This window comes from Rhodanobacter hydrolyticus (assembly GCF_044904645.1).
This window is the reverse complement of sequence record NZ_JADIKK010000008.1, coordinates 384,349-403,113: the sequence shown is the minus strand read 5'-3', so window position 1 is coordinate 403,113 and position 18,765 is coordinate 384,349. Positions and strand designations below refer to the sequence as shown.

Annotated in this window: 12 protein-coding genes; 4 read left to right on the top strand and 8 right to left on the bottom strand. The window is 64.7% G+C overall.

The genetic code is table 11. The features are described 5' to 3' along the window. Position 1: 1 nt before the first annotated feature. The 5 genes from ISP25_RS04265 to ISP25_RS04245 are packed head-to-tail and all read right to left on the bottom strand — an operon-like array spanning position 2 to position 4,832. Positions 2–535, bottom strand: coding sequence for a DUF2878 domain-containing protein (locus tag ISP25_RS04265; protein ID WP_404611913.1), 534 nt, complete (start codon positions 533–535; stop codon positions 2–4). Further along, the gene (locus tag ISP25_RS04260) at positions 532–1,806 is read right to left on the bottom strand and encodes a class I SAM-dependent methyltransferase (protein ID WP_404611912.1); all 1,275 of its coding nucleotides are present in this window, start codon (positions 1,804–1,806) and stop codon (positions 532–534) included. The genes ISP25_RS04265 and ISP25_RS04260 overlap by 4 nt, the downstream gene beginning before the upstream one ends. After that, positions 1,803–2,579 carry a DUF1365 domain-containing protein gene (locus ISP25_RS04255; RefSeq protein WP_192157343.1) on the bottom strand — a complete coding sequence of 259 codons (777 nt, stop codon included), beginning with the start codon at positions 2,577–2,579 and terminating at the stop codon, positions 1,803–1,805. The genes ISP25_RS04260 and ISP25_RS04255 overlap by 4 nt, the downstream gene beginning before the upstream one ends. Further along, a complete protein-coding gene (locus ISP25_RS04250) occupies positions 2,576–3,865 on the bottom strand; it encodes an NAD(P)/FAD-dependent oxidoreductase (protein WP_404611909.1) in 1,290 nt (429 codons plus the stop codon). Before ISP25_RS04250 ends, ISP25_RS04255 begins: the two co-directional genes overlap by 4 nt. 1 nt (position 3,866) lies before the next feature. Continuing rightward, the gene (locus ISP25_RS04245; protein WP_192157347.1) at positions 3,867–4,832 is read right to left on the bottom strand and encodes an acyl-CoA desaturase; all 966 of its coding nucleotides are present in this window, start codon (positions 4,830–4,832) and stop codon (positions 3,867–3,869) included. Positions 4,833–5,029: 197 nt separating this feature from the next. Here ISP25_RS04245 and ISP25_RS04240 point away from each other — a divergent pair, with 197 nt between their 5' ends. After that, entirely contained in the window at positions 5,030–5,602 is a 573-nt protein-coding gene (locus tag ISP25_RS04240) for a sigma-70 family RNA polymerase sigma factor (protein ID WP_404611907.1), read from the top strand. Then, positions 5,599–6,279, top strand: a complete 681-nt coding sequence (locus tag ISP25_RS04235) for a ChrR family anti-sigma-E factor (protein ID WP_404611905.1) — start codon at positions 5,599–5,601, stop codon at positions 6,277–6,279. Before ISP25_RS04240 ends, ISP25_RS04235 begins: the two co-directional genes overlap by 4 nt. A gap of 204 nt (positions 6,280–6,483) precedes the next feature. On the opposite strand, the gene ISP25_RS04230 is transcribed toward ISP25_RS04235, so the two are convergent. Continuing rightward, positions 6,484–7,089, bottom strand: coding sequence for a lipocalin family protein (locus ISP25_RS04230; RefSeq protein ID WP_404611903.1), 606 nt, complete (start codon positions 7,087–7,089; stop codon positions 6,484–6,486). Between the two features lie 65 nt (positions 7,090–7,154). Next, positions 7,155–8,597 carry a cryptochrome/photolyase family protein gene (locus ISP25_RS04225; RefSeq protein WP_404611901.1) on the bottom strand — a complete coding sequence of 481 codons (1,443 nt, stop codon included), beginning with the start codon at positions 8,595–8,597 and terminating at the stop codon, positions 7,155–7,157. A 559-nt stretch (positions 8,598–9,156) separates the two neighbouring features. On the opposite strand from ISP25_RS04225, the gene ISP25_RS04220 reads away from it, so the two are divergent. Next, positions 9,157–9,951 carry an SDR family NAD(P)-dependent oxidoreductase gene (locus tag ISP25_RS04220; RefSeq protein ID WP_404611899.1) on the top strand — a complete coding sequence of 265 codons (795 nt, stop codon included), beginning with the start codon at positions 9,157–9,159 and terminating at the stop codon, positions 9,949–9,951. 230 nt (positions 9,952–10,181) lie between these two features. On the opposite strand, the gene ISP25_RS04215 is transcribed toward ISP25_RS04220, so the two are convergent. After that, entirely contained in the window at positions 10,182–11,567 is a 1,386-nt protein-coding gene (locus ISP25_RS04215; RefSeq protein WP_404611898.1) for a PQQ-dependent sugar dehydrogenase, read from the bottom strand. 380 nt (positions 11,568–11,947) lie between these two features. On the opposite strand from ISP25_RS04215, the gene ISP25_RS04210 reads away from it, so the two are divergent. Beyond that, positions 11,948–18,226 carry an autotransporter-associated beta strand repeat-containing protein gene (locus tag ISP25_RS04210; protein ID WP_404611896.1) on the top strand — a complete coding sequence of 2,093 codons (6,279 nt, stop codon included), beginning with the start codon at positions 11,948–11,950 and terminating at the stop codon, positions 18,224–18,226. Positions 18,227–18,765 lie beyond the last annotated feature (539 nt).

Sequence of the window (18,765 nt, the reverse complement as noted above, 5' to 3'; positions counted from 1 at the left end):
TTCATGCCGCGTCCCGTACGACGTCAGCCTGCAGCCAGCGTCGCGCGAGCGTGGTGAGCAACGGCAACGCGACGGCCCAACCCGAGGCAAGAGCCAGCAAGCTCGGCCAGATCGGCGCGGGCAGCAACACCGCATGCCAACCGCGTGCGGCACCCAGGTAGGCCAGCGGTCCGCCGATTGCGCCGAACACGGCGGCCAGCAGGGGCCGCGTATGCAGATAACCGAACAACGGCACAATGGTCAGTGCAAAGGCCAGCCACAGCGACATCAGCCACGCCGGTGACTCGGCCCACGGCCATGGCGTGGCGTAGCCCACCAGCCCGGCACGCACCCACAGGTTTTCCAGGATCAGGCCGAGCAGGAGTGCCGTCGCAACCAACCGGCATTCCGTGCGCCGGTGCACCGATGCCCGCAGCCGCCAAACCGCGAAGGCGAGCGCACCCAGCACGCCCGGCCACCATTGCCCGTGCCCAGCGCCGATCACGGCGACGAACCATACCGCTTCGTAGGCGATCAGGATGAGCCAGAAACTCATGCCGCGCCGCGCTCCGTGCAAGAGCCATCCCACCGCCAGCGCGGACGCGCCATGAGCAGGTGCGACACGCCGATCGACCGTTCGCGGAAGCCGCCCTCGCAGTAGGCGAGGTAGAACTCCCACATCCGGATGAAGCGTTCATCGAAGCCTTGTGCGCGCACCTCGGGCAATTTCGCCATGAAGCGTTCGCGCCAGGCGTGCAGTGTGCGCGCGTAGGAGTCGCCGAAATCCTCCTGCGCGATCAGGCCGAGGTCGCTGCTGCGTGCCTTGGCTGCGAGCATCGCACTCAGCGAGGGGATAAAGCTGCCGGGAAACACGTGGCGTTTGATGAAGTCCACCGACTTCAATGCCTGCGCGTAGCGGTGGTCTTCGATGGTGATTGCCTGCAGCAGGGCCACGCCGTCGGGCTTGAGAAGGCGTCCGAGCTGATGGAAGTACGCGTCCAGGTATTCGGCCCCGATGGCCTCGATCATCTCGATGGACACCAATTTGTCGAACTGGCCGTCGAGGTCACGGTAATCCTGCAGCAGCACGTGGACTTGGTCGCTCAGGCCTGCCGCCGCAATCCGTTCGCGCGCCAGCGCATGTTGCTCCCGCGAGATCGTGGTGGTGGTGACGTGGCAACCGTAGTGCTTCGCCGCATGCAACGCGAAGCCGCCCCAGCCGGTGCCGATCTCCACCACGCGATCGCCGGGCTTGAGGTCGAGCTTGCGGCAGATCAGATCCAGCTTGCGAGCGGATGCGGCTTCCAGCGTGTCGTCGGAGCCTGCCCAGTAGGCGGAGGAGTACATCAGGTCGCCCGACAGGAACAGTCCGAAGAAGTCGTTGCCCAGGTCGTAATGCGCGGAAATATTGCGGCGGCTGCCGTCGCGCGTGTTGCGCCGCAAGGCGTGCACCGCGCGCATCGCCATGCCGCCGAAGCGCGCCAACCCGGTTTCCATGCCGTCGAGCAGGTCGCGGTTGCGCAGCAACAGGCGGATCAGGCCGACCAGGTCGCTGCAGTGCCAGTGGCCGTCCATCCAGGCCTCGCCGGCGCCCACGCTGCCGTTGGTCGCAACGGTGCGATAGAAGCCCGGATCGAGCACGTCGATCGGCACCGACAGATCCGCGGGCTCGCCAGCCGGCGTGCCGATGAGCACGGTGCCCAGCGCATCGCGCAAGGTCAGCCGGCCATGGCCAAAACCTGCCAATTGCCTGAGCAGGCGCTCGCGCAGGAAACGGTCGAGACCGCCGATGGAGGCACGGGAATCGTGATGGACGACGGCATTCATGGCGCGCCTCGCGGAAGTTGCGGATGGTCGTGGAAGGGGTTTCGTTTCAGCCACAGGCGCAGCGCGTTCCAGTAGATCGCGCCCACCACCTGCGCCGTCATCAGCGGGTAGCGCCACAGCACGCGCGCCAGCGAAGCGCCGGTGAGCGGCAGACGCTGCATGCGCAGGTGCGCGCAGAACTGGGGTTCGCCGTCGCGCAGCACGTTCATATGCACCTGCAGGTCGTCGCCGGGCACGCTGAAGCGCCAGTCGTATTCGCGGTCCATGGGCATGAACGGCGAGACGTGGAAGGTTTTGGGGAAATCCCAGCGCAGCAGGCTCCCGTGGTCTCGTGCGGTGTCGCGCGGCAGCACATAGGCATGGCGTTCGCGCCATGGCGTGTTGGTGATTTCGGCGACGATGCACTCCAGCGTGCAACCGTCCTCGCCGTAGCAGTAGTAGAAACTCACCGGGTTGAAGACGATACCGCCGTAGCGCAGATGCGTGAGCAGGCGGATCGGCCCGGCCGGGCGACGGCCCACCGCCTGCTGCACGCATTGGCGAACCGCATCGGCCAGCGGCATCCAGGCCGCGCCGAGGTAGTCGCTGCGACGGAATTCAGCGAGGTTGCGGCGCCCGTTCGACCACAGCCAACGGTTGGCGAACACGCGATCCACCTCGTCGAGATCCAGGTACAGCTGCGCCATGCGATAGGCAAAGGCGTGCGGGTGCGGCGTCATCCGGCGATGCCATACCGTGCCTTCGTACACCGCGCTGTGCAGTGTTTCGCTCATGCGGCTTCCCTGGCCGGGCGCGGCGGCTCGGCGAGCCCGGCGTCGTTCCAGCGCACGTCAAACGCGGCAGCCAGTTCCACCGCGCTGCGAATACCATCTTCGTGAAAGCCCCATCCCCAGTACGCGCCGGCGAACCAGGTGTTGTTGACGCCCTGGATTTCCGACTTGCGTTCCTGCGCGGCTACCGAGGCGTGCGTGTAGACCGGATGGTGATAGCACAGGCGGCGTAGGATCTTGGCCGGATCGATCGCGTCACTGCGATTGAGCGTGACTACGAGCGGTTCGGGCGAATCGAGCCCCTGCAGCAGGTTCATGCAGTAACTCACCGTGCATGGGGCTTCCGGCTTGCGTGGAATAAAGGCATTCCAGGCGGCCCAGGCCTTTCGCCGCCTGGGTAGCAGTGTGGCGTCCGTATGCAGCACCACGTCGTTGGCTTGGTAGGGAATCGCCCCAAGAATGCTGCGCTCACGGTCGGTGGCGTCGGTCAGCAAAGCCAGTGCCTGGTCGCTGTGGCAGGCGAGCACTACGTGGTCGAAACATTCGCTACCTGTGCCGCTTGTCACGGTTGCGCCGTACGTACCGCGCAGGATCCCGCGCACGGTGCTGTTCAGACGTTCGTCCACTTTCCAGCGCCTGCGTAGAGCTTGCACGTAGGTGGCCGAGCCGCCGCGCACCACGCGCCATTCCGGTCGTTCGGCCACTTGCAGCATCTGGTGATTCGCCATGAACTGCACGAGGTAGCGTGCCGGAAATGACAGGATCTGCGCAGGCGGTGACGACCACAGCGCCGAGGCCATCGGCACCAGATGCTCGTCGCGGAACGCTGCGCCGTAGCGGTGTTCGGTGAGCCAGTCGCCCAACGTAGGCCCCTGGTGCGAGCCATCGAGCAGGGCAGGCGCCTCGCGGTAGAACCGGAACAGGTCGCGCACCATGCCGATGAAGCGCGGCGACAACAGGTTGCGCCGCTGGCAGAACAGCGTATCCAGTGAGGTGGCGTTGTATTCCAGCCCGTTAGCTTCGCTGTGCACCGCGAAGCTCATCGTGGTGGGTTGTGAGGCCACGCCGAGTTCCTCGAACAACCGCGTCAGCAACGGGTAATGCACCGGGTTGTGCACGATGAAGCCGGTGTCCACGAAGTAATGGCGGCCGGCGAGCTCGATATCGTGCGTGTGCGTGTGGCCACCGAGGTAGTCGTTCGCCTCGTACAGCGTCACTGAGTGGCGGCGCGACAGCAGCCATGCCGAGGCCAGACCCGCGATGCCCGATCCGATCACGGCGATGCGCATCTCAGTGCTCCGCCTTGCCAAGCACCCATGCGGGCACCGGTTTCAAGTCGTGTACCAGGCCGAGCAGCGCCATCAGCTTGAGGCCGTACCAGGTCAGGTCTATTTCCCACCAACGGAAGCCCTGTCGCGCGCTGCCGGGAAAGTAATGGTGGTTGTTGTGCCAGCCCTCGCCGAAGGTGAGCAGGGCGAGCCACGGATTGTTGCGACTGTCGTCGCGCGTGGCGAAGCGGCGCGAGCCGAAGCGATGCGCCAGCGAATTGATCGTCACTGTGGCGTGGAACAGCACTATCGTGGATACCACGAACCCCCATACCAGCAATTGTGCGCCGCTGGTATGCAGTTGCGGCGCCACGTGCTGCAGCAAGGCGCCCAGCACGTACAGCGCCACTGCCAGCAGCACCGGCATGGCGATGTCGTAGCGGTCGAGCCAGTGCAACTCCGGATACGCCGCCAGGTCCGGCACGCGCTCCAGTTCGGTGCGAAATGCTCGCGGCGTGAGAAACCAGCCCATGTGGCTCCATAGGAAGCCGTGCACACTGGGCGAGTGCGGATCGAGCGCGGTGTCGGCGTGGCGATGGTGATTGCGGTGGTGCGCGGCCCACCACAGCGGGCCGCGCTGCACGCAGGTGGCGCCGATCACGGCGAACACGAACTGCACTGCGCGCGAGGTGCGAAAGGTCTTGTGCGAGAAGTAGCGGTGATAGAAGCCGGTGAGCGCGAACATGCGCAACACATACAGCACCGCAGCCGCAGCCAGCGCCGTCGGCGACACGCCTACCCAGATCACGCCGAAGCAAGCCAGGTGGAGAGCTACGAACGGCGCTGCACGCAGCCAGTCGATACGGTCGGCGCGTGCATCATCCATCGCCTCCGATGTTTCCGCCGTATCGAACCATTGGCGCAGCCTGTGCCGACGGTGGACAGACGCAGCGGCCATGCTTGCAGCTAGGACGGGACGGGCGGGCATGGCGGCGATCCAATGGCAGGTTGTCTATCCATACGAGCGTGATCGCCAAATGGATGCACGCCATCACCGGATAGGTGCTGCATCCAAAAGGCGCCCGGATGCGTATGAGTCCCCGAGAGCATCCATCGTTGCCATGCCCTAAGATGAAACCCGAATCCCATCTAGCAAGCTTGTCGCCATTCGAGGTGGCGAGGGCCATGTCGAGCAGCGACCCACAAGTGCGCGATGCAGGCTATTGGTCCGCGCAGATGGCAGCAGTGTCGCTGCGGCGCGACCGCGACAGCTTCATGCGCATCTATGACCACTTCGCGCCGCGTACGCGGCTTTACCTGAAGGGGTTGGGCTGCCCCGAGGCGGTGGCCGAGGAATTGGCGCAGGAAGCCTTGTTGCGCCTATGGCAGGCCGCGGGACGCTACGATGCCACGCGCAGCAGCCTTTCCACCTGGCTGTTCCGCATCGCGCGCAACCTGCACATCGACCGGGTGCGCCGCGAGCCGTACTGGGTACCGATGGACGACGAACCTGGGTGGGTGGACAAGGACGACGCCAGCGGTTTTTCCTCGGCCGAAAGCCACGCCGAGCAGGTCGAACTCCAGCAACGCATTGAACACCTTCCGGCCATCCAGGCCCGCTTGATCCGCATGTCCTATTTCGAAGCCAAATCGCACCAGGAAATCGCCGAGGAACTCGGCATGCCGCTGGGCACCGTGAAATCCAGCCTGCGTCGCGCGTTCCTGCGCCTGCAGCTCGGTGTGAGGGGGCAGGCATGAACCCGCGCCATCATCTCGACGAGGCCACCGTGCTCAGTTTCGCCGCCGGCGCGCTGTCGCCGGAGATGGTCGCCGTGGCGGCCACGCACATGGAAGTATGCGGACTCTGCCGCGAACGACTGTCCGGCGCCGAACGCATCGGAGGTGCCTTGCTGGGGCAGCAGCAACCCGCAGTGGGAGACACCGCGCGCGGTGCCCGTCTGCGCGAAGCGATGCTAGGCCTGCTCGACGAGGAACCGAAGATCGAAGCATCCCAGGCCGCTGCGCCCGCGTCGTCGAACGATGCCCCTGCCGCGGATTGCCTGCCATCGCCGCTGCAGCCGTATTTCGGCCGCTCATGGCGAGCGCTGCGCTGGCGTTGGATGGCGCCGGGCGTGCACATGATCCGGGCCGCACGTGGCAGTGGCGATACCCTGATCCTGCTCAAGATCGCTCCGGGCAAGAGCATGCCGATGCACAGCCACCAAGGCACCGAACTTACCCAGATTCTGCAAGGCGCCTACAACGACGCGCTTGGTCATTTTGCTCCCGGTGACGTGGCCGATCTCGACAATGAGATTGAACACCAGCCGATCACCGCGCCAGGCGTACCTTGTGTGTGCGTTGCTGCGCTGGATGCGCCGCTGCGTTTCCCTGGCTGGCTGGCGCGCAAGCTGCAGCCGCTGGTCGGCCTGTAATGCAATCCACACTAGACCATCGCGAAATCCGCTACCGTCAGTCCAAGCACGAAGATAGGCCCCGGTTTGCAAAGGGATAGCCTGCGGCCTCGATCAAATTCGGGTGCCGCGCGGAAATCGCGTCATTGGTCGGCACCACACGCCACTATTGGACAACCAGGCGAAGGGCTGGCACGGCACAGGCCAAAAATGCGACGAGATATTTCATGGACAGGCTCCGACAAAGGTCTGACTGTCCGTAGCTTGCTCAGGCCACTGCTGAGGTGCCTTCTGGATTTTTGCGATGTCGTAGCCCATGCCCTTGGCCCGCTCCAGCATGGTTTGGTAGTCGGCATCGGATACCCGCGGCGTGCGCGCCATATACCAGAGGTAGTCACGCGCATCGCGCACCACCATCACCTGGCCGTAATCCGGCTTCAACCAGCCGATCAGGTACTGGGTACTCAGGAAGGCGAAAAAGCGCACGCGCCATTCACCATCGCCGCTGCCCTTTACTACGCTAGCCGTCGAATGCAACAGCTTGACCGGCGTTTCGAAGCTGCCGGGCCGCTGCCGAAACCAGGTGCAGATCGTGCCGTCCGCGTTGCGGCTATAGGTCTCGACCGAATTGTGACCGCCTCGCTCGAAGCGTGTCGGAATGGAAGCGATCACGTACCAGCGGCCCATGTAGCGAGAAAGATCCACACCCTGCACCGGCTGGATCGGATCGGTCGCCCCTGCGCAGGCCGCCAGCGACAGCATGCCCAGCAAGCTCAGGGTGATCATGACTCGCATGCGTTTCATGTGAGGCACCCGGTAGTTGCGCGGCATGATCAGCCGCCTTTGGATGCATACGGGATATACGCAGTATTGGATGCGGCGCGATGGAGGTTTGCTCAGCGCGGTGGAAGCGCCTGCCATTGACGCAACGCTGCTTCCCGTGTGGCGCTTAAATCCACGATCGGTGCGGGATAGCCGCAGTTGGTGAGTGCATCCGGATCGCGCCACGGCTCATGCAACAGCTTCGTGGGCAGTTTGGCTAACTCCGGCAGCCAGCGCTTCAGATAAGCCGCCTCCGGATCAAATTTCGCCGCTTGCGTGTGGGGGTTGAACACCCGGAAATAAGGCGCGGCATCGGCGCCACAACCGGCGACCCATTGCCAGCCAAGCGTGTTGTTGGCGAGATCCGCATCCACCAGCGTGTCCCAGAACCAGCGCGCGCCGTGCTGCCAGTGCAGGCGCAGATTCTTGGTAAGGAAGCTGGCAGCGATCATGCGTACGCGGTTGTGCATCCAGCCGGTATGCCAAAGCTCGCGCATGCCGGCATCCACGAGCGGGATGCCGGTGCATCCCAGTTGCCAGCGGCGCAAGATCGCAGGATTGTCATCCGCCCAGCGGAACGAGTCGAAGCGCGGATTGAAGTTTTCGGTCGGTGTCTGCGGGAAGTGGTAGAGCAGGTGATGGGCGAACTCGCGCCAGCCCAACTCGCGCAGGTAGGGTTCGAGATCGGGACGGCGTCGCGCATCCATGCGCTGGGTGCGCGCCTGCAAGGCGTGCAGGATCTGGCGCGGGGTGATTTCGCCGAAATGCAGGTGCGGCGAAAGGCGCGAGGTGCCGTGGCGCGCCGGCAGGTCGCGACCGTTCGCGTAGTCGGCCAGGGCATCGTCGACGAACACTTCCAGCAATTCCTGCGCGCCCGCTTCGCCAGGCTTCCAGCTCGCGGCCAATCCGCCGGCCCAGGGAATTCGCGGCAGGAGCTCCAGCGCATCCAGCGGCAGACTGCCAGACAGTTGCAGCCACTGGCGGGCATGGGCTTCCGGCAACGGTTGTTCGGCCGGCAACTGCGCGCGCAACTTGCGCCAGAACGGAGTGAATACGCGATAGGGCAGGCCTTCCGCCGTGGCCAGCTGCCAGGGCTCACACCACAGATTGCCGGGCAAGCTATGGACGGCGATGCCATCGGCGCGTAGAGCCGCCTTGAGTGCGGTGTCGCGCGCGATGGCGGCCGGTTCGTATCGGCGGGTCCAGTACACGGCGCGCGCGCCGCTGGCCTTGATCAGCGCACGCAACCTGGCAAGGCTGTCGCCGCCGGCGATATGCAAGGTCGCGCCTTGCGCCGAAAGGCGTTGCTGCAGCGCCTCGAGCGCATGATGCAGCCACCAGCTGCTGGCACCCCCGGGTTGCCACGGTGCTTCCTCGTCCCGCGCGTGCAGGTATAGCGGAAGTATGCGTTCGTGCCCGGCGCAGGCTGCGTCGAGCGCCGGGTGATCGGCCAGGCGCAGGTCGCGCCGGAACAATACGAGCGCGGTGTCATGGCCGATGGAGGATGGTCTGGTCAACGCTGTCGCCGCCTGTCGCCGCCTGTCGCCGGACGTGAACTCTACCTTGAAGCCCGGTGCGCGATCAGGTGAAGGGATCGAGGGCACGACGAGGATGGGCTTTCGACTGAATACGCGGACCCTGGCTGCTTTTTTTTCCGCTGCCTGTTTCATCACGGGATCAAAGCGTCATCCCGCCATCGATGGTGAGGCTTGAGCCCGTCATATATCGGGGCGACGCTCTGGCCGGATATGAAACCAGTTCGGCGATGTCTTCGGCCTCGCCCACCTAGCTCCGTTGGGGCCTCAGGCGACCGGTTTGACGACACCCGTCTCGTCTGCGAGTGCATCGACCGCGACCACGCTCGTCCTGGCGTGCTCTGCGCCAACGCCGGCTTCTACGAAGTCGATGCGCCGGGCGGGTTGAGCGAGACGCATGTAGACACCACCTTCAATATCAACGTGAAGAGGACGGCGTCGTCGGGCAGATATGCCGCATGCGGGTTGCAGCCATACGTGAGCCGCCACGTTCCATGAACATCTCTCAGTGAATCATCTGTACGCACCCAAGGATTCCCTCATGCATATCGATCTCTCCACCCGTACCGCCATCGTCAGCGGCTCCACTGCCGGCATAGGCCTGGCCATCGTCAAGGGGTTGGCCGGCGCCGGCGCGCGCGTCGTCATTACCGGCCGCACGCAGGCGCGTGTCGATGCGGCTCTCGCCGCAGTCAGGAAGGAACTGCCGCAGGCGAGGCTTGACGGTGTCGCCGCCGACCTCGGCACGGCTGCAGGTGCGGAGGTGCTGATCCGCTCGGTGCCGGATGTGGACATTCTGGTCAACAACCTGGGCATCTTCGAGCCCAAGGCTTTCTTCGATATTCCGGATGCCGACTGGCAGCACTTCTTCGAGGTCAACGTAATGGGCGGCGTGCGGCTGTCGCGGCACTACGCACAAGGCATGGCTCAGCGCGGCTGGGGACGCATCCAGTTCGTGTCCAGCGAGTCGGGCGTGCAGATTCCGACCGAGATGGTGCACTACGGCGTGACCAAGACCGCCCAGCTCGCGGTGTCGCGCGGCCTGGCCGAGACCCTCGCCGGCACCGGCGTCACCGTCAATGCCATCCTGCCCGGCCCGACCCTGTCCGAAGGCGTGGGCGAATTTTTCGGCAAGATCGCTGCCGAGCGCGGCGTGCCGCAGGCGCAGATAGAGAAGGAATTCATCACCACTCACCGTCCCAGTTCACTGATCCAGCGGCTGGCCAGCGTGGACGAAGTGGCAAACCTTTCAGTGTATCTCGCCTCGGAGCAGGCCTCGGCGACCACGGGTGCCGCCATGCGCGTGGACGGCGGCGTGGTGCGATCGGTTGTCTGAGTCGGTCCGGGACGCGTCAGCTTCCAGACCTGGTTCGGGACAGTTCTGGGATAAGGCATGATGGTGAGCCAGATGACTGGACCGAGTTATCAGGAGCAGGGCGACTGGCCGCGAGAATGTCGCCCGATCGTATTCCGGTCACGTTTGTCGCCTCATCCGTCCTGTCGCTGTATCGGCGTCCCTGGACTTCGTGTCAGTCCGTGTGCCCGAGCACCGGCTGATTCGCCGAGTCATTTCGGTGTGAGATGGAACAGGCCGCCAGGATCTGCGTCTTGCAGCATCCAGAGCGAGCCGTCCGGCGCCTCTTCGATATCGCGGACGCGTTTGCCGATACTCCAGCGCTGGACCGCGGTGGCGCCGCCCTTGCCGTCAAACGTGACGCGAACGATGGCCTCGCTGACGAGGCCGCTGAGCAAGGCGCTACCGTTCCAGTGCGGGAACAGGTTGCCTTTGTAGAACATGAGATTGCCCGGCGCGATCACCGGCGTCCAATAGATCACCGCCTTGGCGAGATCGGGTCGCGTATCCGGGCTGGGAATCGGCACGCCGTCATAGTTGATGCCATAGGAGACCAGCGGCCAACCGTAATTCTTGCCACGCTCGATCAGGTTCAGCCTGTCGCCGCCGCGCGGGCCATGCTCGAGTTCCCACAGCTGGCCATCGGGAGCAAAGGCGAGGCCATAAGGGGTGCGGTGGCCGGTGGTCCAGGTTTCCGCCGGCGTCAGGTTGGGCCCGGGGAACGTATAGGTGCTGACTACCGGCGCGGCCTTGGCTTTCTCGGTATCGGCTGCCGGATCGATCAGCGGAATGGTGCGGGCACCGACCTTTCCTGCCCACGGATTGCCCGGCGCGGGTTTGCCGTCCAGCGTCAGCCGCAGGATCTTGCCCACCGGTTGGTTGGGATCCTGCGCAGGAGTGAAGCGCTGGCGGTCGCCCAGCGTGAGGAACAGGTACTTGCCGTCCGGCGAGAACGCGATCTGGCCGCCGGGCTGACCGCCCTTGCCCGTGGGCATCTGCCGCCACAACACCTGGAAACCGTCCAGCCGGGGCTGCTTGCCATCCAGCACGAGCCGACCACGGCCCAGAGCTACGCCGCCGCCGTAGTCACCCGGTGCGACATACGTGAGATACACATTGTGGTCGATGGCGTAATGCGGCGAGAGGAAGACACCCAGCATGCCGTCCTGACCTTCGACATAGCTCGGCGGGACGCCACCGATCTCGGTCTTGGCGCCCTGCGGAGTCACCAGATCGACGCGGCCGACCTTCTCGGTCACGAGCATGCGGCCATCGGGCAAAAACGCGATGCGCCAAGGCAGATCGAAGCTCGCCACCTTCGTGACGGTGAAGGGAAGGTTGGGGTCGGACTTCTGTTCGCCCGCATTGGTTTGCGCATGGGCGGCGCTTGTCAGCAGAGCTGCAAGAAAGACCCCGGATGCCAGCTTCATCATCTGCATGTTTCCTTGCACCCGAATGAGTGACCCCGAACATCCTAGCGCTCCGAATGCCGTCCCGGTGTGATGATTCTTTTCAATTGCGTGCCCGAAGCGGCGGCTGATTCGCCGAATTATTCCGGTGTGAGGTGGCAGGCCGCCGGGTTCGGCATCTTCCAGCATCCAGAGCGAGCCGTCCGGCGCCTCTTCAATATCGCGGACGCGTTTGCCGATACTTCAAAACGCTGGACCGCGGTGGCGCCGCTTTCACACGATTGGCGGAAGAGTGCAAGGGCAAGAACGCACGACGGTATTGCCCCCGGATATCTTCCGGTGCTTCGAAAACGACGCCTTCTGGATCGTGGTTGATGCTATGTCCGGCATGGATCACGATTAGCGCGTCGGCGTGAGTGCGCACAGGCGGGGCATGCGCATGTTCCAGTGAACGTTGGTGCGCGAAGGCCTTTCGCGCGAAGGGCTCTTTCGGCGGCGTTGAACGGCCGCGAATCTCAATAGCTATTACATGCCGGCCGTGCGATGCGGCGCATGACAGGGAAAATCGAATGAACCGTGTGTATCGACTCATATGGAATCGGGCGCTGGCCGTCGTGCAGGTGACGTCCGAGCTGACGCGAACGAAAGGTTCGTCTTCGGGCGCATCCGCAACACGCGTCCTGCGCCGCCGTCCGCTTGCGCTGGCAATCGCCACCATGACGTTGGCTTGCGTGACCGCGCCGGCATGGAGTCAGACCTGTACGTCGAGCGACCCGTCGGGTTGCGGCGCGTCGGGTGGCATTGGCGGACGCCCCGGCCGCAGTCCGGATGGCGGCGCCGGCAACGGCACCGGCGGCGACGCGATCGTGTGGAATCCCAACACCAGCGAAAGCGCGGGAAGCACCGCCACCAACGGCACGGGTGGCAATGGCGCGGATGGGGTCTTTGACGTAGGTTCGGTCAATATCACTGCGACCGGTGGAGCGGGCGGCAGCGCAGGGGCGATCGGTTCGCCGGGCGTCGTTTCGTCCGTCACCGGTGGTACCGGCGGCGCCGGTCAGGCGGAGTCCGGATCAAGCATCGTAGGCGGCGGCGGTGGCGGTGGCGGGGCTGGCGTTTACATCAACGACGGCAATTCGTCCCCCATTGTGGGGACTACCACGACCATCGCCGGTGGCGCGGGCGGCAGGGGTGGTGATGCGACCGCCTCGGCTTCGAACGGCAATGCCACGAATGGCGACCCCGGCGGCGGTGGCGGCGGCGGCGCGGGTGCGGTCATTGCCGCGGGTGCGGGTGGCGTATCCCTCATCAACAACGGCAGGTTGCTTGGCGGCGCTGGCGGGGCCGGAGGCAATGGCGGGTATGCCGGCAGTGGCGGCGGTGGCGGCGATGGCCTGCTGGTACTTGGCGTCGGTGCTGCGATTACCAACAACAGCACCGGTACGATCATCGGCGGCCTGGGGGGCAACGCCGGGATTTACCAGGATGGCGGGAACCTGCCAGGCGGCTACGGCAGCGGCGGCGCGGGCGTCAACCTCGTGGGCGTGGGTTCGTCGCTGGAGAACGCGGGCACGATCATCGGCGGCAACGCCAACACTGCCTCCGCTATACCGAGCGCACAGGACGGTACGCCGGGTGTCGGCGTGCGCGGCTGGGGTGGAGTCACGGTTGTCACCGACGGCAGCATTGCCGGCGGCAGCAACGGCAGCATGCAGGCGGACTCGCTGCTGTTCTCCGGCGGCGGGAACCAGCTGGTGGTCCTGTCGGGTGCCTCGTTTACCGGCAACATCCAGAGCATCAGCGGCAGCACCGGCGGCGGCGACATCTTTACGCTGGCGGGCGACGTCAACGGTTCCCTCGATGCTGCACTGATCAATGGCTTTGCCAGCAACACCAAGACCGGCAACAGCAATTGGACGTTGACCGGCACAGGCAACGCAGGCACCGACTGGACCGTCCAGCAGGGCGTGTTGACCGGCAGCGCCAGCGCCTTCGAAGGCAACCTGACGTTCGCGAGCAATGGCATCGGAACGCCCGTGGTGGACTTCAACCAGGCTGCCGCGGGCAGCTTCGCCGGCTCGGTGAGCGGCACGGGTCAGGTCATCAAGGACGGCGCGGGCCCGCTCACGCTTTCGGGTGACCTGTCCACGTTCAGCGGGGCGTTCACCATCAATCAGGGTTCGGTGTTGCTGACGGGCAACGGGAACCTTCAAGGTGCTGAGGTTGCCGATGGCGGCGCACTCGATGTCAGCGGTACCAGTGGCGCGACGGCTACCGTCGCCGGCATTTCCGGCAACGGCACGGTGACGCTGGGCACGCATACGCTGGTGATCGACAACGCCGCGAACGACGATTTCAGCGGAGCGATCTCCGGCACGGGCGGCGTCACGCTCAATGGCGGCATTCAGACGTTCTCCGGTGCCAACGCCTATCTCGGGGCGACGACACTCAACGGCGGTACGCTCGTCGTCTCGGCGGATGCCAACCTGGGACAGAGTACCGCTGTGCTGGCTTTCAACGGGGGCACGCTGGAGAACGACGGTGTGTTTGTGACCACCCGCAACATCAGCCTGGTCGGCACCGGAACGTTGCAGACGGATGCCGACCTGACGGTGTCGGGCAATATCAGCGGCAACGGTACGTTGATCAAGACGGGTACGGGCACGCTGACACTCAGCGGAAGCAACAGTTACATCGGCGGCACGACAGTCAGTGCAGGCACCTTGCAGGGCGATACGAACAGCCTGCAGGGAGACATCACCGACAACGCCGCACTGGTATTCAACCAGGCCGCCAATGGCACTTATGTCGGCACAGTCTCTGGCAGCGGCACGTTGACCAAGACCGGCACCGGCACGCTAACACTGGCCGGAGGCAACAGTTACAGCGGCGGCACGACAATCAGCGCCGGCACGCTGCAAGGCGATGCGAACAGCCTGCAAGGCAACATCGTCAATGACGCCGCACTGGTGTTCAACCAGACCGGCAGCGGCATCTATGATGGCGTGATCTCCGGTACCGGTACGCTGACCACGAGCGGTTCCGGCACGCTGACCCTCAATGGCGTCAACACCGCCAACGGTCTTACCACGGTGGCATCCGGTTCCACGCTGCTCATCGGCGACAGCTCGCACAGCACGGCTACCGTGGGCGGCGATGTCAGCGTCAACGGAGGCACGCTTGGCGGTTATGGCACCGTGCAGGGCAGCGTCATGCTTGCCAATGGCGCCTCGCTCACGCCGGGCAGTGCGCTCGCCGCGGGCACGTTGACCGTCAACGGCGATCTCACCATTGGCGCCGGCTCGCTGCTGAACTTCGACTTCGGCTCGCCCGGCCCCAACTTCAGCACGCCCGGCCAGAGCGATCACGTCATGGTGAACGGCAATCTGTCGATCGGCAGTTCCACGCTCAACGTCAACAATCTCGGCAGCATGGGGCCGGGCTTGTACAACCTCTTTGAATGGGGCGGCTCGTTGAGCATCACCGGCGGCGGCTTTGCGCCGCCGAGCGGCATGACGTTGCAGATACTCACCGTCAGCAAGCAGATCAACCTGGTCGACACGCTTGGCGTCACACTGAACGAGTGGGATGCGAACGGATTGGCCAGCCCGACCCAGCTGGGCGGCGGCAGCGGTACGTGGTCGTTGTCTTCCAACACCTGGTCCGACACCACCGGCCAGTATGTCGGCCCGATGTCGCCACAGCCGGGTTTTGCGATCTTCGGTGGCGCATCCGGCACGGTCACCGTGGACGACACCAACGGCACGGTCGGCGCCACCGGCATGCAGTTCGTCAGTGACGGCTACCACCTGACGGGCGGCGCCATCGATCTGGTGGGGCAGGGCGGCGCAGCGCCGGTCCTTCGCGTGAGCAGCGGCGACACCGCCACCATCGACAACGTACTGGACGGCGTCAACGGCCTGAACAAGACCGATGGCGGAACGCTGGTGCTCAATGGCGTCAATGGCTACACGGGCACGACCGTACTGAGTGGCGGCACTCTGTCGGTGTCCTCCGATGCCAACCTCGGCGCGAGCACCAACCCGCTGGATTTCGAAGGCGGTACGCTGGAGGTCACCGGCACCACCTTCAACCAGACGGCGCGCAGCATGGTCTGGGGCAATCCAGGTGGCGGCTTTGATATCGACAATGCCGCCAATGTGTTCACGGTAGCGCAGGCATTGACGGGTAGCGGTGGCCTGGCGAAAAGCGGCGCAGGCGTGCTGTCGCTCACCGGTGCCGATACCTACGCCGGAGACACCACCATCAGCGCCGGTACCCTTTCCCTGTCGGGCAGCGGGAACATTTCCCATTCCGCGGACGTGAGTATCGCCACCGGCGCCACCTTCGATATCGGCAATACCCAGAGCGGTGCGTCCATCGTGTCGCTCGACGGCAGTGGCGTCGTCAGTCTCGGCAACCAGACGCTCACGCTGACCCAGGCCAGCGGCAACTTTGCCGGCACGATCTCTGGCGCCGGCAGGCTCACGCTCGCCAGCGGCAACGAAACGCTGTCCGGCTCCAATCTCTATACCGGCGCCACTGTGATCGATGGCGGCATGCTGGCGTTGTCGGGCGGCGGCGCACTGGCCCATTCGTCTGACGTCAATGTCGCCAGCGGCGCCATCTTCGATATCACGAGCACCAGCAACGGCGCGTCGATCGTTTCACTCGACGGCAACGGCACGGTGAGCCTCGGCGGCCAGGTGTTGACGCTGACGAATGCAGCCGGCAATTTCAGCGGCACCATCACCGGCAACGGTGGCATCACGCTGGCCGGCGGGGCCGAGACCCTCGGGGGCAGCAACACGTATCTTGGCGGCACCACGATCTCCGGTGGCACGCTGTCGGTGTCTAGCGATGCCAATCTGGGCGACTCGTCGGGCAGTCTCGCCTTCAACGGCGGCACGCTGGCGAACACGGCCTCGTTCAACACGGCGCGCAACATCACCTTGGCAGGCGGCGGCACGTTCGACACCGTCGGCAACCTCACTGTGTCGGGCAACATCGACGGATCGGGTGCACTGATCAAGGATGGCGCAGGTTATCTGGTACTTGCTGGCACCGGCACCTACGCTGGTGGCACCACGGTCAATCAAGGCACGTTGCAGATCGGCAACAACGGCACCACAGGCACCATCGCGGGCAACGTGACCATCGGCGTCCATGGCGTGCTCGCGTTTCTCCGTAGCGACGCGTTCGAATTCACGGGTGCGATTTCCGGCAGCGGTACGGTGGTGCAGGGTGCTGGTGCGCTCATCCTGGACGGCAACAGCAGCGGCTTCGCCGGCACCACCACGGTGCAGGCCGGCATGCTGGAAGTCGGCGATGCCGGCACGCCGTTGGCAACGCTTGGCGGCAACGTTACGGTAGCAAGCGGCGGTACCTTGCGTGGCCACGGCACGATCGGCGGCAACGTCACCAACGACGGCACCCTGTGGGCAGGCGGCTCGATCGGCACGTTGACGGTTCGGGGCAACTACACCCAGGCGTCCGACGGCGTGTTCGAAGTGGAAGCCACGCCCGCTGGCCAGGCCAGTCTGCTGAGCGTCGGCGGCACGGCCAACCTGGCAGGCACGGCGTTGGTGCTCGCTGATGCCGGCACCTGGATGTCGCGTACCAGCTATACCGTGCTCACCGCTGCGGGCGGTATCAACGGACAATTCGCCTCGGCAAGCAGCAGCCTGCCGTTCCTGACACCCATGCTGGCCTACGGCACGACTACGGTGACGCTGTCGCTGCAGCGCAATGACATCAACTTCAGCACCGTGGCGCAGACACCCAACCAGCGAGCAGTCGCGACAGCGGCAGACATGCTGGGTTTCGCCAACGCAGCCTACAGTGCGCTGGTGGTGCTGGACGCGCCCGCCGCACGTCGCGCCTTCGACCAGTTGAACGGCGAAATCCACGCTTCCACGCGCACGGCGATCCAGGACGACGATCGCTACGTGCGCGATGCGATCGGCCAACACCTCGCCGGGATGACCAACAACGCCAACGGGCTGAATGTCACCGACGATCATGGCGTCACCGCGTGGACCTCGGTGTGGGGCCATTGGGGCAGCCATGACGGTGACGGCAATGCATCCAGCTTCAGCGCGAATGGCAGCGGCATGCTGGTGGGCGCCGATCTGCCGGTGGGTGACGATGCGAGGTTGGGCGCGATCATCGGCTCCGGCCAGGGCACGACGCGCATCGCCACGCTGGGCTCGTCCTCGCATGTACTCGACCAGCACATCGGCATCTATGGCATGGCACAAACCGGCCCGCTGCAATGGCAGGGCGGTGCGATCTACGGCCTGCAACACGTCGACACGAACCGCTTCATCGGCTTCGGATCGTTCGCGGGAACGGCGCAAAGCGATTACCACGCCCATGCCGCGCAGGGTTATGTCGATGCGAGCTGGCCGATCGCGTTTGGCAACGCCATGCTGGCGCCGTTCGCGAACCTGGCCTATGACAACCTGCACACGCCGGCATTTGGCGAAAGCGGCACGCCGGCCGCGCTCGACGTGGCATCGCAGGACAGCGGCGTGGGTTACGCCACGCTGGGTCTGCGCGCCACCTTCGACCTGGGTGCGCCCAACCACGGTTTGCATGCGCACGCCAGCCTGGGTTGGCAGAGAGCGTGGGGCGACACGCTGCCCACCACTACCGAGCGCTTCGCCGGCGGCGGCGACAGCTTCGAGGTCGCCGGGCTGCCGGTGGCGCAGGATGCAGCGGCCATCAGCGGCGGCATCAGTTTCACGATCACGCCTACGGTATCGGCGGACGCCAGCTATCAGGGACAGTTCGGGCATCGTGCTTCTGACCAGGCCGCGCGCATCAGCCTCGACTGGAAGTTCTGAGGCTACGTCGTACCGTCCGATGAGATGTCGGGCGAGCGCGTAGGTTGAAATTTGGCGAGGACGTTCCCAACAGTCTTCCCGAAATCAGATGTTCACTAACGTCGCCTTGGAGTGAGACGAACGTCGAACCGAGTGCCCTTCCGATATGTGGCGGGAGGTGCTGCGGTTGTTTGCTGGTGCAGCTTGATCCCGCGCCGCTGCCATTGGGCAGGCTGCAACGTTTGAATTTTGGGCTCTACGCTGAACAGTCAGCTACTCAGCAACATGACGGCGGTCGGCCTGCGCTAATTAGTCGCGTTTTGTAGGCATGCCGTTCGCGTAACGGAGCGGTTGGCTATCAACGAAAGAGGGAGGACTAATTATGAAAACTTTTAAGCAAAGTATGCTGCTCGTTCTTTGCGTCCTGATGCTTGCTGCGTTGAACGGCTGTGTCGAAGATGCAAGGACGGGACTGATCTGTCCGCCAGGTAGTCATCCGGGTCCTCATGGACACCAGTGTTTCCCTGACTGATCAACTCCGGAGTTCTTTGCGCCGCCGC